Consider the following 14,276-nt stretch of genomic DNA (forward strand, 5'->3'; position numbering starts at 1 on the left):
GTGGACTAGGGTGCGCGAAGCAGCGCCGCACCGGTGTGACGCAGAGAACATCTGGCCGGGAACCCCTATCCGGAACCGTGTACTGATGGGTAACGTCCGGGCAGTCCCCGGTGCGTTCACACAGAGCCGTGGCGCCGGCGCCCGATGAGGAGCAGCAGTCTTGCGCGAGTTCAGCCTTCCGGCCCTGTACGAGGTCCCCACGGACGGCAACCTGACGGATCTCATCCACCGCAATGCGACGCAGCACCCCGATACGGCCGTCATGGGCAGAAAGGTGGCGGGTGTCTGGGCCGACGTCACCGCCGCCCGGTTCCTGGCCGAGGTGCGCGCTGCCGCCAAGGGCCTGATCGCGGCCGGGGTCCGGCCCGGTGACCGGGTCGGCCTGATGTCCCGCACCCGCTACGAGTGGGTGCAGCTGGACTTCGCGATCTGGTGCGCCGGCGCGGTGACCGTGCCGGTGTACGAGACCAGCTCCCCCGAGCAGGTGCAGTGGATCCTCGGCGACTCCGGCGCCGTCGCGGTGATCGTCGAGAGCGAGGCGCACGCCTCCGCCGTCGAATCCGTGCGGGACGGGCTGCCCGCCCTGCGGCACGTCTGGCAGCTGGAGAAGGGCGCGGTCGACGAGCTGACCGCGGCCGGCGCGGAGGTCTCCGACGAGACGGTCGACGAGCGCAGCGCGGTCGCCAAGGCCGACGACCCGGCCACCATCGTCTACACCTCGGGCACGACCGGCCGCCCCAAGGGCTGTGTGCTCACCCACCGCGCGTTCTTCGCGGAGTGCGGCAACCTGGTCGAGCGGCTCAAACCGCTCTTCCGCACCGGCGACAGCTCCGTGCTGCTCTTCCTGCCGGCCGCCCATGTCTTCGGGCGCATGGTCGAGATCGCGTCCGTGATGGCGCCGATCAGGCTCGGCTGCGTGCCGGACATCAAGAACCTCACCGATGAACTCGCCTCGTTCCGGCCGACGCTGATCCTCGGCGTGCCGCGCGTCTTCGAGAAGGTCTACAACTCGGCGCGGGCGAAGGCCCAGGCGGACGGCAAGGGCAAGATCTTCGACAAGGCCGCGAGCACGGCGATCGCGTACAGCCGCGCCATCGGCACCCCCCAGGGCGCCCCGCTCGGCCTGAGGCTCAAGCACAGGCTCTTCGACAAGCTGGTCTACAGCAAGCTGCGTGCGGTGCTCGGCGGCCGCGGCGAGTTCGCGGTCTCCGGCGGCGCGCCACTGGGCGAGCGGCTCGGCCACTTCTTCCGCGGTATCGGCTTCACGGTGCTCGAGGGGTACGGCCTCACGGAGTCCTGCGCGGCGACGGCGTTCAACCCCTGGGACCGGCAGAAGATCGGCACGGTCGGGCAGCCGCTGCCGGGTTCGGTGGTGCGGATCGCCGACGACGGCGAGGTGCTGCTGCACGGCGAGCACATCTTCACCGGCTACTGGAACAACGAGGCGGCGACGGCCGAGGCGCTGGCCGACGGCTGGTTCCACACCGGTGACATCGGCACGCTCGACGAGGACGGCTATCTCGCGATCACGGGCCGGAAGAAGGAGATCCTGGTGACGGCGGGCGGCAAGAACGTCGCCCCGGCGGTCATCGAGGACCGTATCCGCGCCCATGCGCTGGTCGCGGAGTGCATGGTGGTGGGCGACGGGCGGCCGTTCGTGGGCGCGCTGGTCACCATCGACGAGGAGTTCCTGGCCCGCTGGGCCGCCGACAACGGCAAGCCGGCCGGTTCGACGGCAGCTTCGCTGCGCGACGACCCGGAGCTGCTGGCGGAGGTCCAGCGGGCGGTGGACGAGGGCAATGCCGCGGTTTCCAAGGCGGAATCGGTGCGGAAGTTCAGGATTCTCGCCTCCCAGTTCACTGAGGAGGCCGGCCACATCACGCCGTCGCTGAAGCTGAAGCGGAATGTGGTGGCCAAGGACTTCGCCGACGAGATCGAGGCGATCTACCGGGCATAGTCCTCGGCGAGGACCCGCTCGATGTTGCGCTCGGCGAGCGCGGTGATGGTGACGAACGGATTGACGCCGATGGAGCCCGGGACGAGGGCTCCATCGGTGACGTACACCCCTGGGGCGCCGCTCACACGCCCGTAGGCGTCGGTGGCCCGGCCGAGGACGCAGCCGCCGAGCGGGTGGTACGTGAAGTCGTCGGCGAAGGTCCTGTTGCCGCCGAAGAGGTCGTACCGGTAGATCGTGGCGTTCCTGAGGTTGATGCGGTCGAAGAGCTTCTTCGCCGCGTCGACGGAGACCTGGCTCTGCGCCTGGGTCCAGTCGAGCCGTGCCGAGTCGGTGGCGGCGTCGTAGCGGAAGGTACCGCGTTCCGGGTTTCTGGTGATGGCCAGATAGAGGCTGATCCAGTGCTCGAAGCCCATCGGCAGCGGGGCGATCTCGGCGAAGACCGGGTTGGCGGTGTTGGACCAGTCGTCGATGCCCATGACCGGCATGGTCGACTGGTTGGCGCCGACGGTGTCCCACACATGGTTGGCGCGGGCGGTCATGACGTTGCCGTTGGTGCCCCAGCCGGTGCCGACGTCGGCGCTGAGGTCGGGCAGGGCACCCGACTCGCGTGCGCGCAGCAGCAGTTCGGTGGTGCCGAGGCTGCCGGCGCCGAGGAACAGACGCGTGCAGCCGATCTCGCGGGTGGCGACGACCGTCCCGGTGGGATCGATCCGGTCGGCGGTGACGACGTACGTCCCGTCGGGCTGTCTTCGGATCGCGCGGGCCCGGTGGAGGGTCTCGATGGTGACGTTGCCGGTGCCGAGCGCCGCGGCGAGGTACGTCCTGTCGAGGCTGCGCTTCCCGTGGTTGTTGCCGTAGATCACCTCGCCGGCGAGCGCGGACTTCACGGCCTGCCCGGCGGCTTCACGCTCCATGTACCCGAAGTCGTACACGTTGGGTACGAAGGTGGTCCGCAGGCCGGTGTTGTCGGCGTGCTTGCGCGAGATCCGGGTGAAGCGGTACCAGTCGGTGGACTCGAACCACGCCGGATTCACGGTGTTGACGCCCAGCATCTGACGGGCGCGCGGGAAGTAGGTGTCGTACATGGCGGCCGCGTCGACGGTCGGCAGCATCTCCGAGAAGTACGCGCGCTGCGGGGTGACGGCCATGCCGCCGTTGACGAGTGATCCGCCGCCGACACCGCGCCCCACGTACACGGACATGTGGTCGAAGCGGACGCGGTCGAGGACGCCGGGGTACGGGCTGATGTCCCTGTTGACGACGTCGAGCCAGAGGAACTGCGCGAGCGGCGCCTCGGTGCGGGTGCGGAACCACATGGAGCGGTGGTCGGGTGTGCCCGTGGCGCAGAACAGCTTTCCGTCGGACCCCGGGGTGTCCCAGAGCTGCCCCATCTCCAGTACGAGGGTGGGGACACCGGCCTCGCCGAGGCGAAGGGCGGTGACGGCGGCGCCGTAGCCGGAGCCGATGACGAGGGCGGGGGTGCGGTCGGTGGCCTGCGCGGCCTGTGTCGCGGCCTGGGCCGGGCTCAGGGTGATGCGCGTGAGGCCGAGCGCGGCGGCGGTCTGGAAGGCGCCGAGACCCAGGAGGTGACGGCGCGTCAGATTTGGTGTCATGCGCGCAGCATGGGCGGATTATCGGATTCCGCCTATCCGTTGCGCGGGCCCATTGTGCGCGGGCCGGTGGCCGACAGGGCAGGGCCGTGTCTCAGGAATGGGCGCCGTCCAACCCCACGGCGGGGTGCGCGGCATCCGGCGCGAGCCATCGCAAGACGGAAGAGCGGCACTCCAGTACTCGGTCGGCCAAAATGGCTGGTTTTTTGCTGCGACCCGTCTTTGCGTACCCGTTGGGCGATGCAGCGAAACGGCGCAATGATGCATTGAGGGGATGCGTAATTCCTGGCCGATTACCCGCCAATAACGCTTTGCTTCCCTCGGGTCGCCCTCGACTATAGGAATACGGCCGGACGTATGCCCATCATAAGAGTATCCGCAGGGACTGAATTGCAGCCCTGCAACGATGGGACAGGAGATCACGCATGGCCGAAGAAGTCGTGGCCACATTCGATGGTCCGCTGAATTCGTTCTCCATAAATCTCGCGCTCAGTAACGCGACCAGCTCTGAGGTTCAATCGGTGGGTATCAGCGGCCGCACCGCCAAGTTCCCTGTCACCTGGGACAGCATGGGCACCTTCGGGGGCCCCGCGACGCTCACGAGCACCGTCGGCGTGGACACCGAGGTCGTCATCGCGAATTTCGCCGGGTTCTCGCCCGGAGAACAGGTGTCGTTCGCCGGAATCGATCCCGATTTCACCGGCGCACCGTCGGCCGGCGTAAGGGTCCTCGACATGGCCGGAACTCGGGTTTTCGCGCAGTTCGCGGACGGCACCACCGGTTTCGGTGAGTTCGAGGCGACCACCGCGGGAACACTCCGAGCGGTCATCACGAAGTAGCCGAGCGGGCGAGAGGGCGAGGGGGAACCTCCCCCTCGGCCTTTCTGGTGAGCATTCACCTGTCGAATGCCCCTCGGCCGCTGGAAAGCAAAGGAATCCGGGGGCCGGACACGATTGCTGCGGAAGCCGCGGCTGCCCGTGCTAGGACACGGTCCTGGCCAAGGGCTGTCCCGTAGATGATCGACAGCATGCTGGTCTTCATGCGGGCGAAGGCGTGCTCGACGCGGGCGCGGACCTTGCGGTGGGAGGTGTTGCGTTCCTCTTTCCAGGCCGGGAGTTCGGCCGGGCCGCGTTCGCGGCGGTGCGGGATGACCAGGCCGGTGCCCCGGTAGCCGCCGTCCGCGATCACCGTGGTCCTGCCGACGGCGTCCTTCGCGGCGACTCCGACACCCCGAAGAGCGGGGCCAGTTGGCGCGGAGCCGGGTTGGTGCGGAGTCGGGTTGGTGCGCCAGTACGCGGCGACCTGGCGCATCACACGAACAGCTCCCGCAGCCGGTCCGCCAGGAGGTCCCAGCGCCAGCGGTCCTCCACCCAGGCACGGCCCCGCTCGCCCATCCGCCCGCGCAGCTCCGCGTCCTCCAGCAGCGCCACGATCCGCTCCGCCGACTCCCCCGGCACACCGCCCCGCACGACCCAGCCCGTCTCGCCGTCGAGCACGGCGTCCGGCGCACCGCCGGAATCGCCCGCCACGACCGGCAGGCCCGTCGCGGACGCCTCCAGATAGACGATGCCGAGGCCCTCCACGTCGAGACCGCCGCGCCGGGTGCGGCACGGCATGGCGAAGACGTCGCCTGCGCCGTAGTGCGCGGGCAGTTCCTCCCACGGGACCGCGCCCGTGAAGCGGACCGACCCGGCGACGCCCGTCGACTCCGCGAGCCTGCGCAGCTCGCCCTCGTACGGGCCGCCGCCGACGATCAGCAGCACCGCGTCCGGCACCTTCGCCAGGATCGCGGGCATGGCCCGGATCAGCGTGTCCTGGCCCTTGCGCGGCACCAGCCGGGAGACGCAGACGACGACGGGGCGGTCGGCGAGCCCGAGCCGTTCCCGTACGGCGTCCCCGCCCGAGCCGGGGTGGAAGGTCTTCTCGTCGACGCCGGGCGGCAGTTGCACCATCCGCCCCGCCGCCTGGGGCGTCAGCGCCGCGGCGATCCGCGAGCGCGTGTACTCGCCGAGATACGTGATCGTGTCCGTGCCCTCGCCGATCCGGCGCAGCAGCTGCCGGGACGCGGGCAGCTGCGCCCAACCCGCCTCGTGCCCGTGCGTCGTGGCGACGATCCGGCGCGCCCCCGCCCTGCGCAGCGCGGGCGCCATCAGCCCGAGCGGCGCGGCGGCCCCGAACCACACCGACGTACAGCCGTGCTCGCGCAGCAGCCCGGCGGCCCGCCGGGTGACCCGAGGGGTGGGCAGCAGCATGGTCGTACGGTCCCTGACCACCGTGAAAGGCTGCTCGGCGTCGAAATCTGCCGTGGCCTGCACACCCTCACGGCTACGCTTCCAGGTGGAGGCGTAGACGACGATCTGCTCCGGGTCCAGGCGCAGCGCCATGTTGTGGAGGAACGCCTGGATGCCGCCGGGCCTCGGCGGAAAGTCGTTGGTCACGATGAGGGTCTTGTCCATTGCCGCCGACAGTACCAACGGCGGAGAGCGGGAAACGGCATGAGGTGGTCATGAAGGGCGCGGCCCGCACAGCTCTGCCCGTCGCGGTCTGGGTCCTCACCAGGATCCTGCTGCTGCTCTGGGTCCTGAAGGTCCTGTTCGTCGCGGGACCGGACGTGACCAGCGATGTCGCGGGGATCTACCAGGGCTGGAACGGGGTGCTGAGGACCGGCACGTACCCGATGGACGACGTCACCTGGCAGTACCCGCCCGCCGCCGCGCTCGCGATCCTCTCCCCCGGCCTGCTGCCGTTCCTCGGCTATGTGCACGCCTTCTTCGTCCTCGTCTGCGTCTGCGACGCGGCGGTGCTCGGACTGCTGCTGTACGCGGGCAGACGGCCCGGCAAGTCCCTGAGGGGGGTCTGGGTCTGGGTGGCGGGGGTGCCGCTGCTCGGGCCGACGGCCTACGCCCGCTACGACCTGATGGTGACGGCGGTGGCGGTCGCGGCCCTGCTCGCGGCGGCCCGCCGACCGCGGCTCGCGGGCGCGCTGGTCGCCTTCGGGGCGCTGCTGAAGGTCTGGCCCGCACTGCTGCTGGCGGGGATGCGCAGCCGCCGCTCCTGGCTCGCCGCGGCGGTCACGGGCGGCGCGCTGCTGCTGCTCTTCACCGCGGCGATGCCCGGGGCGCTGGCCTTCCTGACCTTCCAGCGCGACCGGGGCACGGAGGTCGAGTCGCTCGGTGCGCTGGTCTTCCACATCGCACGCCACCACGGCTGGGACGGGCAGGTGCTGCTGAACTACGGCTCGGTCGAGTTCCTGGGCCCGTACGTCCCGCTGGTGAGCGGCATCGCGCTGGGTCTGTCGGTGCTCGGGTTCGGCTGGCTGCTGGTGTGGCGGCTGCGGGCGCGCGACTTCGGGGCGAGCACCCCGGCGGACACCGCGCTGACGGCGGTGCTGCTCTTCACGACCACGAGCCGGGTGATCAGCCCGCAGTACATGATCTGGCTGGTCGGTCTGGCCGCGGTCTGCCTCGCCTTCCGGTCGAGCCGGATGGCGCTGCCGGCGTGCCTGGTGCTGCTTGCCACCGGGGTCACGTACCTGGAGTTCCCCATCTGGTTCGCGGACGTCGTGGGGAGCACCTCGTTCGGCATCGCGCTGCTGGTGCTGCGCAACGGTCTGCTGGTGGCGGCGACGCTGCTGGCCTGCCACCGCCTGTGGACGAGCACGGTCCCGGCCGCCCGGCGCCGGCACGGACGGGCCGTGCCCGCCCGGCCGATGCCGGACAGGGAGCTCCTGGACAGCTGACGGCCCGCGCGGGCCGTCCGGCCCTCTGCTCGCTGCCTGCCTGCCTGCTTGCCTGCCTCAGCCCAGCCGTGCCCGTACGTACGCGCTCCACGCCGCTGTGAAGGCGTCCGGCGTCGTGTCAAGGACGTCGTGCAGGGCCTTCGCCGGGCCGTCCTCCCCGGCCGCGCGGTAGAAGTCCGTCAGGGCCCGCGTCCCCCATCGCTCCGCGATCAGCTCGCAGGCCAGCCAGCCGCCCTCGTACGCGCGCCCGAGCGCCTCGCCGTCCGAGCCGAAGCGGAAGTCCTCGTCGGCCGGGAGCCGGGACGGTGCGGAGCCGGCGCGGACCGCGCGGGCCAGTTCGGGGGCGGCCTGGGCGGCGGTGCGGCCCGTGCCCCGGTAGGCGGCCCAGTCGGCGAAGCCCTCCGAGAGCCACAGCGGGGTGGCCTCGGAGGTGGCCGCGCGGGTGGCCACATGGGTGGTCTCGTGGGTGAGCACGATCCGGCGGCCGAACTCGCCCAGCTCCGCGTACGCCTCCGGGTTCACGATCACCCGGTCCGCCGGCACGGCCCCGCTCGCCCCGGCCTCTCCCGTGGTGACCGCCGCGATCCCCCGGTAGCCCGCCGCGGGCGCGCCCAGCAGCCGCCCCATCGCGTCCAGCGTCCCCGGCACCAGGACCACCACGCGCGACGCCCACCGCCCCGGCCAGGCGGCGGAGACCGCCGGCACGGCCCGGTCGGCGTCCGCCGCGATCCGCCGGAGCAGGTCGCGGTCCTGGCCGACGCCGAGGACCAGACTGCGGGCGCCGCGTACGGCGTCCACGTCGCCCTGCTGCCACAGCTGCTCGGCGCCGCCGCGGCCCGCGCGGTCGGCGGTGACGTACCAGCGGCCGTCGCGCTCGGCCAGCTCCAGGACGCGGGCGGAGGTCACGGGGGCGCTGTCGTAGCCCTCGATCCGGTACCGCAGCTCGGCCTCGGCGGTGGCCCGGCCGCCGGAGCGCTGCACCCCGGTCAGCCGGTACTCCCACGAGCTCAGCGGCACGTCCGCGAGGCTCGCGAACTCCGCGCGCCCCGCGGCCCGCAGCCCGCCGTCCAGCGCGGCGACGTACGCGTCCGCGTCCCGGCCGAGCACCGCCGCGGCACGGGCGTCCAGGGTGCGCTGGATGTCCCGGGACGTGGTGTCGGGCGGCGCGGCGGTCCCGGCGCACCCGGACAGCACGAGCAGGGCGGCGGCGGCGAGACCGCCGGCCGCCGTCCTCGTCCCGGCACGTATCCCCGCGCCACGTCGCCGACCAGCCACCCTGCCGATCGTATGCGAGGCGGAAGGGCGGACCGAAAGGCCGGGCAAGCCCGTCAGGGCCGGGTCACGGAGGCGATCGGCATCATCCCCACGGGGTCGTAGCGCACCGAGGCCCCGGGATAGGGCGCGTGCACGACCTGCCCGTTGCCGACGTACATCGCGATGTGGCTGGCGTCGGAGCGGTAGGTCACGAGGTCGCCCGGCCGGGCCTCGGCGAGCGAGACCTGCCGCCCGGCGTAGCGCTGGGCCTGGGAGGTCCGCGGCAGCCCGACGCCCGCCCGCGCGTACGACCACTGGGTGAGCCCTGAGCAGTCGAAGCCGTCCGGCCCGTTGGCGCCCCAGACGTAGGGCCTGCCGACCGCGCTCGTGGCCGCCGCCACCGCGGCCGCCGCCCGTGCCGAGGAGGGGCCGGGGCCGCCTGCCAGGTCCGGCAGGATGCGGTCGCGGCCGGAGCGGGAGGCCCGGTCGTAGGCGTCGCGCTCACCGGGCGGAAGGGCCTCAAGCAGCCGCTTGGCCGCCGCCAGCTTCCCCTCGACGGACCGCTTGTGGCGGGCGACGGCGGCCCGGGTGAGCTCCAGCTCGGCCAGCTTGCGTGCGGCCTCCGTACGTTCCTGCCCGAGGACCCGCTGCACGCGCCGCAGATCGCGCAGGGTGGCGGCCTGGCGCTCGCCGATCCGGCCGAGGAGCGTGGCCTTCTCCAGGTAGGTGTCCGGGGTCGCGGAGAGCAGCAGCTCCAGCGCGGGGTCCATGCCGCCCGAGCGGTACTGCGCGCCGGCCACCGAACCGAGCGCCTCCCGCATCCGGTTGACGGCCTCCTGCTCGCGCGCCGCCCGGTCCTGTACGGCGGTCACCTCCTCGCGCAGCCGGTCCGCGCGCTCGTCGGCCTGGTTGTACCGCTCGGTGGCCTTCTCGGCCGCCTCGTACAGCCGGTCGACCATCGCGCGCGTGGCGCCGGGGGCCGCGGGGTTGTCGAGCGGGTCGGCACCGGCCGGTGCCGACCCGAGCGCGGCGGCCGTGGTGGCCACCGCTGCCGACAGGAGGGTGACCCGGGCACCGCGGTGGAAACCGGACCAACATGTGGAACCGGCCGATGGTGAGGGTCGGCGATGGGACGCCACAGGAGCCGCACTCCCTTCCGCTGGAAGCAACGACCTGTCAGCCATTGCGCGGCAGAGAGTAACCATGCGGCTACCTGGCGGCCAAAATCCTTACCGGGCACGGACAGTGACGCCCCACCGGAGACCACAAGGTCATCGGCGGGGCGTACCGTCGGCGGATGGTCGCGCGATTCCCCCGGATGGGCGTCAGTCGACGTCCCTGGGCAGGTCCCGGGGCGCGGGGCGCGGGTGGCGTCAGACGCGGACGCCGAACTGGAAGGTGCCCATGTAGTCCATCGACTCGTACCGGACCACGGCACCCGGCTTCGGCGCGTGCAGGATCTGGTTGTTGCCCGCGTACAGGCCCACGTGGGAAAGGCCGTTGAAGAAGACGAGGTCGCCCGGCTTGAGCTGACTGCGGCCGATCTTCACGCCGTCGTTCTGCTGGGTGTACGTGGTGCGGCTGAGGCTCACGCCGGCCTGGCGGTAGGCCCACTGCGTGAGGCCGGAGCAGTCGTACGAGTTGGGGCCCTCGGCGCCGGAGACGTACGGCTTGCCCTGCTGGGTGGCGGCGGCGTTGAGGGCGGCGGCGCCGCGCTGCGAGGCGGGCACCTCGTTGCCGAGGTCCACGCGGTCGCCGGCGGCACGGCTGGCGCGGAGCTCCTCCTCCTGCATCTTCGCGCGCTCCGCGGCGGTCAGCGTGTTGAGGAGCTTCTGCGCCTCGGCGAGCTTGCCCTGGAACGCCTTCTTCTTCTCGCCGAGCGTCTTGCGCACGTCCTCGAGGTCGGCGAGCTTCTTCGTCGCCTCGGCGCGCTGCTGGGCCAGAGTGCGCTGCTTGGCCTGGATGTTCTCCAGGGCGTCGGTCTGCTTGGCGCTCAGCTGGTCGATCGCGGACGCCTTGTCGAGGTAGGTGTCCGGGTCGGAGGAGAGGAAGAGCTGGAGCGCGGGGTCGATACCGCCGGAGCGGTACTGGGCGCTGGCCACCGAACCCAGGCTGTCGCGCAGGGTGTTGACCTCGTCCTGGCCGCGGGCCACGTTGTCCTGGATCGCGTCGACCTGCTTCTGGAGCTTGGTCTGCTGCTCCTTGGCCCCGTTGTACTCCTCGGTGGCCTTCTCCGCCTCGTGGTAGAGCGCGTCGACCTTCGCCTTGACCTCGTCCTTGCTCGGCTTGGCCGGAGCGGCGTTGGCGGCCTGGGCGGAAAGAGCGACGGCCGCGGCGGCGGTCGCGGTGAGCACGGTCACACGGGTGCGGCTCGGCTGCTTGGGACGACGGTGGGACGCCACGAAGGCGAGCTCCTTCTTCCTCGAGCCGCCTGCCGGGCAGTGGGGGGGTTGGTTCCCCGGCTCCGCGCACGCTCAGCTCCCCGGCAAGAACGGGGCCGAACTGCACGAAATAGGCGGTTCCTTCACTGTCATCCCGGATGGATGATCAACCGTGCGAAGGTTCGAGGCCTGACCCTAGTGACCTTCCTGTGATCAGTTCAAATCCTCATGAGAAAAAACTGTCGCACGAAGCACATTCTTTACGTTCATCACACGCGTAGTAGCGGCCACTTGACGGTACGTTCCGTGAAATCGGGCATTACGCCCAGCAATTAGCAAGACGGAAGAGTGGCGCGAGTCCTGCCTAGACGCGCGAAAGCCGCTTGAGCAACATCACCGACGCGACCGGCCTGGCACCGGCCTTCGCGACGCCGTCGGCGACCTCGCGGTCGGTGGAGACCACGATGACGGGCCGGCCGGGCGGCTCGGCCCGCACCAGCTGGCGGATGAGCTCGTCCGCGGTCACACCCGGCTTGGAGAACAGCACCCGCACACCGCGCGGCGGGGCGAGCAGCACGGGCGCGGCGAGCTCCGCCCCGTCGAAGACACAGGTGATCTCGGCGCCGGTCTGCGCGGCGAGCATCGCCAGCCCCCCGAGCAGCCGCAGCCGCTGCTTCTCCAGCGGCATCGTCGGATAGCCCGACTTCGTGACGTTGTAGCCGTCGACCACGAGATGCGCCTGGGGCAGCGCGAGCAACTGGTCGAGCAGCGCCGGGTCCGTCTCGGACAGGGCGCGCGCCGCGATGTCCTTCGGCGACATACGGCCCGGCTCGACCGCGTCGACGGTGTCGGCGGGATGCACGGACGCGGGCGGCAGGGCCAGCTCCCGGCGCAGCCCCTGGGCCGCGTCCAACACCGTGTCCAGCAGCAGCCGCACCCGCATGTCCTCGATCGAGCGGCCCTCACGGGCGGCCCTGCGGCTCGCCTCGACGGCCGACTCGGCCTCGCCGAGCCGCGCCCTGAGCCGCCGGGCCTCGCTCTCGGCCGCGGACACCTGGGCATGGGCCTCCGCCCGCACCGACTCGGTCTCGGCGGTGCTGCGGCGCACCGCCGCCTCACCGCGTTTCACATCGCTCTGGGCGCTGCGCAACTTGCGGTGAAGCGATTCGGCTTCCTTGCGGGCGGCGTCCAGTTCGGCCCGCAGCCGCTCGGTCTCGGCCCTCGTCTGCGTCCTGAGCCGGTCGACCTCCTCGCGCAGCCGCTCCAGCTCGCGCCGTGACTCCTCGTCGACGCGCTCGGCGTGCGCGCGCAGAGCCTCCTCGCCCGCCGCGGCCACCAGCTTCACCCAGCCGACGGGGCGCAGTACATAGGCGGCCGCGGCCACGTCGACGGGGTCGGCCGCCGGCGGCGGCGCACCGGACTCCAGCGCCCCGGCCAGCTCCGGCTGCGCCTCGCGCAGCCGCTCGCCGATGCGCTGGCGGAAGACCGGATCGGTCTCCAGCGCGGCCGCCATGGCGTTGCCGGCGAACCTGGCCCGGCGAGACGGGGTGAACCGGGCGTACTGGCGCAGCTGGGCGGGCAGGTCGCCGATGGTCAGCCCGCCGAACGCGTCCGACACGAGGGCGACGACCCGGCGCCGTACGTCTTCGGGCAGCGGGTGGTCGAGCGCCTCGGCGGCGCCGCCGGCCGCACCGGCCGGCCCCGCGCCGCTGTCAGGCTGCTCCACAGTCCGTCACCCCTACTGTCCTGGTCCCGGTCCGCGCGACTCCCGTCAGGAACCGGCGTCCGGCCTGTCCACCAACTCGATCTGATCCACCGCGTTGCACCAGCGGCACCGGACCGACTCGATGGTCTCACTGACCACCTCGCGCTCCTCCACCGTGGGTTCTCCGGCCAGGTCCAGATGGACGTACTCGACGACCTTGGACGAACGGGTCACATCGAAGCGGGTGAGATTCCCGCAGAGCGTGCAGCGCCACCTGGTGGTGGCGGTGGGCGCGGGCACCGTCGTCATCATGCCGTCCTCGACTCTCGACCGGTCGGGTGTACTGCCCGCAACCCTACGACCTCGGGGGCACGCCGGGACACGGCGAGGCGGTCCGTCCCGATCGGTCCCGGTACGCCATGCTCTGTTGGTGATCGATCGGCGGACCGGACCCGTGGTGACCTATGCGGCGATCGGGCTGTGCTGTCTGCTCTTCGTCATCGGTCCGGTTTCCGGGTTCAACCCCTCGTACGGCACCGGGGACACCCTGCTCACCGGAACGGTTTCCTACTTCGAACGCTGGGGCGTCATCCCCGACGAACTGATGCACGCCGGACCACGCGCGCTCCTCACCCCGTTGACAGCACTCTTCGTGCACGGCAGCTGGCTGCATCTGCTCGGCAACATGCTGTTCCTCTATGTCTTCGGCGCGATGGCCGAGGAACGGATGGGGCACCTGCAGTTCGCCCTCTTCTACATCGGCTGCGGCTATCTCGCGCTCCTCGCCTACGCGGCGGCCAACGCGGAGTCCGCGCAGACGCTGGTGGGCGCGTCGGGGGCGATCTCCGGGGTGCTCGGGGCGTTCCTGCGGCTCTTCCCGCAGGCGCGGGTGACGAGCCTCTACCCCTTCCTGTTCTTCCTGCCGCTGCGCTTCCCCGCGTGGATCGTGCTGGTCTTCTGGTTCGGGCTGCAGTGGCTGGCGGAGGCGCAGAGCACCTCGTCGGGGCCGGGGGTGGCCTATCTGGCGCATCTGGTGGGCTTCGGGCTCGGCTTCCTCTTCGCGTGGGCCCGCTTCCGGACGGGGACTAGAGTGAAAGCCCAAGCCAGGGCCACCCAGGGAGACAGCCAGCCGTGATCACCGCGATCGTGCTCATCAAGACCAGCGTGGACCGCATCCCGGAGATCGCCGAGTCGATCGCCGCGCTGGACAGCGTCAGCGAGGTCTTCTCGGTCACCGGGACGTACGACCTCATCGCGATGGTCCGCGTCGCCAGGCACGACGACCTCGCGGACGTCATCCCCGGCAGCATCAGCAAGATCCCGGGCGTGGAGGCGACCGACACGCACGTGGCGTTCCGTACGTACTCGCAGCACGACCTGGAGGCGGCGTTCGCGATCGGCCTGGACGCCTAGGCACTGTCCCGGGCGCGGGCGCTCGCACACCGACTCGCCACCACCCTCGCCACGGTCGTCGCGGTCGTCGCGGTCGTCGCGGTCGTCGCGGTCGTCGCGGTCGTCGCGGTCGTCGCGGTCGTCGCGGTCGTCGCGGTCGTCGCGGTCGTCGCGGTCGTCGCGGTCGTCGCGGTCGTCGCGAATGCCCTCGGCATCGCGACGACCGGCTACGTACGAT

Annotated in this window: 13 protein-coding genes and 1 pseudogene; 5 read left to right on the forward strand and 9 right to left on the reverse strand. The window is 71.5% G+C overall.

From position 1 onward, the window contains the following. The first annotated feature begins 160 nt into the window (after window positions 1-160). The gene (locus KK483_RS08445; RefSeq protein ID WP_262004587.1) at window positions 161-1,957 is read left to right on the forward strand and encodes a long-chain fatty acid--CoA ligase; all 1,797 of its coding nucleotides are present in this window, start codon (window positions 161-163) and stop codon (window positions 1,955-1,957) included. Here the strand turns inward: KK483_RS08445 and KK483_RS08450 are convergent. Further along, window positions 1,945-3,570: a GMC oxidoreductase gene (locus KK483_RS08450; protein WP_262004588.1), complete on the reverse strand. Its 1,626-nt coding sequence runs from the start codon at window positions 3,568-3,570 to the stop codon at window positions 1,945-1,947. The two genes, KK483_RS08445 and KK483_RS08450, sit on opposite strands and share 13 nt — an antisense overlap. Window positions 3,571-3,992: 422 nt before the next feature. Here KK483_RS08450 and KK483_RS08455 point away from each other — a divergent pair, with 422 nt between their 5' ends. Then, entirely contained in the window at window positions 3,993-4,406 is a 414-nt protein-coding gene (locus KK483_RS08455) for a hypothetical protein (protein WP_262004590.1), read from the forward strand. A 193-nt stretch (window positions 4,407-4,599) separates the two neighbouring features. On the opposite strand, the pseudogene KK483_RS08460 reads toward KK483_RS08455, so the two are convergent. Beyond that, window positions 4,600-4,782, reverse strand: a pseudogene (locus KK483_RS08460) (transposase); the annotation flags it as partial. A 95-nt stretch (window positions 4,783-4,877) separates the two neighbouring features. Next, window positions 4,878-6,023, reverse strand: a complete 1,146-nt coding sequence (locus KK483_RS08465) for a glycosyltransferase family 4 protein (protein ID WP_262004591.1) — start codon at window positions 6,021-6,023, stop codon at window positions 4,878-4,880. Between the two features lie 50 nt (window positions 6,024-6,073). On the opposite strand from KK483_RS08465, the gene KK483_RS08470 reads away from it, so the two are divergent. Beyond that, on the forward strand, window positions 6,074-7,306 hold the full coding sequence (locus KK483_RS08470) for a glycosyltransferase 87 family protein (protein ID WP_262004592.1): 1,233 nt from the start codon (window positions 6,074-6,076) through the stop codon (window positions 7,304-7,306). A gap of 57 nt (window positions 7,307-7,363) precedes the next feature. Here KK483_RS08470 and KK483_RS08475 read toward each other — a convergent pair whose 3' ends face one another. The 5 genes from KK483_RS08475 to KK483_RS08495 all read right to left on the reverse strand — a co-directional run bounded on the left by KK483_RS08475 (window position 7,364) and on the right by KK483_RS08495 (window position 12,955). After that, entirely contained in the window at window positions 7,364-8,581 is a 1,218-nt protein-coding gene (locus KK483_RS08475; protein WP_262004593.1) for a hypothetical protein, read from the reverse strand. Between the two features lie 53 nt (window positions 8,582-8,634). Then, the gene (locus KK483_RS08480) at window positions 8,635-9,699 is read right to left on the reverse strand and encodes an NlpC/P60 family protein (RefSeq protein ID WP_399013702.1); all 1,065 of its coding nucleotides are present in this window, start codon (window positions 9,697-9,699) and stop codon (window positions 8,635-8,637) included. 234 nt (window positions 9,700-9,933) lie between these two features. Continuing rightward, window positions 9,934-10,962 (reverse strand): C40 family peptidase, encoded by a 1,029-nt coding sequence (locus KK483_RS08485; RefSeq protein ID WP_262004595.1) that lies wholly within the window; start codon window positions 10,960-10,962, stop codon window positions 9,934-9,936. 343 nt (window positions 10,963-11,305) lie between these two features. Next, complete coding sequence (locus KK483_RS08490) at window positions 11,306-12,667, reverse strand: NYN domain-containing protein (RefSeq protein ID WP_262004596.1); 1,362 nt, start codon at window positions 12,665-12,667, stop codon at window positions 11,306-11,308. A 45-nt stretch (window positions 12,668-12,712) separates the two neighbouring features. After that, a complete protein-coding gene (locus KK483_RS08495) occupies window positions 12,713-12,955 on the reverse strand; it encodes a hypothetical protein (protein ID WP_262009401.1) in 243 nt (80 codons plus the stop codon). Between the two features lie 121 nt (window positions 12,956-13,076). Here KK483_RS08495 and KK483_RS08500 point away from each other — a divergent pair, with 121 nt between their 5' ends. Next, window positions 13,077-13,781 (forward strand): rhomboid family intramembrane serine protease, encoded by a 705-nt coding sequence (locus KK483_RS08500; protein ID WP_262004597.1) that lies wholly within the window; start codon window positions 13,077-13,079, stop codon window positions 13,779-13,781. After that, window positions 13,778-14,059 (forward strand): Lrp/AsnC family transcriptional regulator, encoded by a 282-nt coding sequence (locus tag KK483_RS08505; protein ID WP_242334674.1) that lies wholly within the window; start codon window positions 13,778-13,780, stop codon window positions 14,057-14,059. The genes KK483_RS08500 and KK483_RS08505 overlap by 4 nt, the downstream gene beginning before the upstream one ends. Here the strand turns inward: KK483_RS08505 and KK483_RS08510 are convergent. After that, window positions 14,056-14,253, reverse strand: coding sequence for a hypothetical protein (locus KK483_RS08510; protein WP_262004598.1), 198 nt, complete (start codon window positions 14,251-14,253; stop codon window positions 14,056-14,058). The two genes, KK483_RS08505 and KK483_RS08510, sit on opposite strands and share 4 nt — an antisense overlap. Window positions 14,254-14,276 lie beyond the last annotated feature (23 nt).

Source organism: Streptomyces sp. FIT100 (assembly GCF_024584805.1).
Lineage (GTDB): Bacteria > Actinomycetota > Actinomycetes > Streptomycetales > Streptomycetaceae > Streptomyces.

Bases quoted from the DNA above. Each gene is read 5' to 3' on its own strand.
- KK483_RS08450 (WP_262004588.1), bottom strand. From the start codon at position 3,570: ATGACACCAAATCTGACGCGCCGTCACCTCCTGGGTCTCGGCGCCTTC.
- KK483_RS08455 (WP_262004590.1), top strand. From the start codon at position 3,993: ATGGCCGAAGAAGTCGTGGCCACATTCGATGGTCCGCTGAATTCGTTC.
- KK483_RS08465 (WP_262004591.1), bottom strand. From the start codon at position 6,023: ATGGACAAGACCCTCATCGTGACCAACGACTTTCCGCCGAGGCCCGGC.
- KK483_RS08470 (WP_262004592.1), top strand. From the start codon at position 6,074: ATGAAGGGCGCGGCCCGCACAGCTCTGCCCGTCGCGGTCTGGGTCCTC.
- KK483_RS08495 (WP_262009401.1), bottom strand. From the start codon at position 12,955: ATGACGACGGTGCCCGCGCCCACCGCCACCACCAGGTGGCGCTGCACG.
- KK483_RS08510 (WP_262004598.1), bottom strand. From the start codon at position 14,253: ATGCCGAGGGCATTCGCGACGACCGCGACGACCGCGACGACCGCGACG.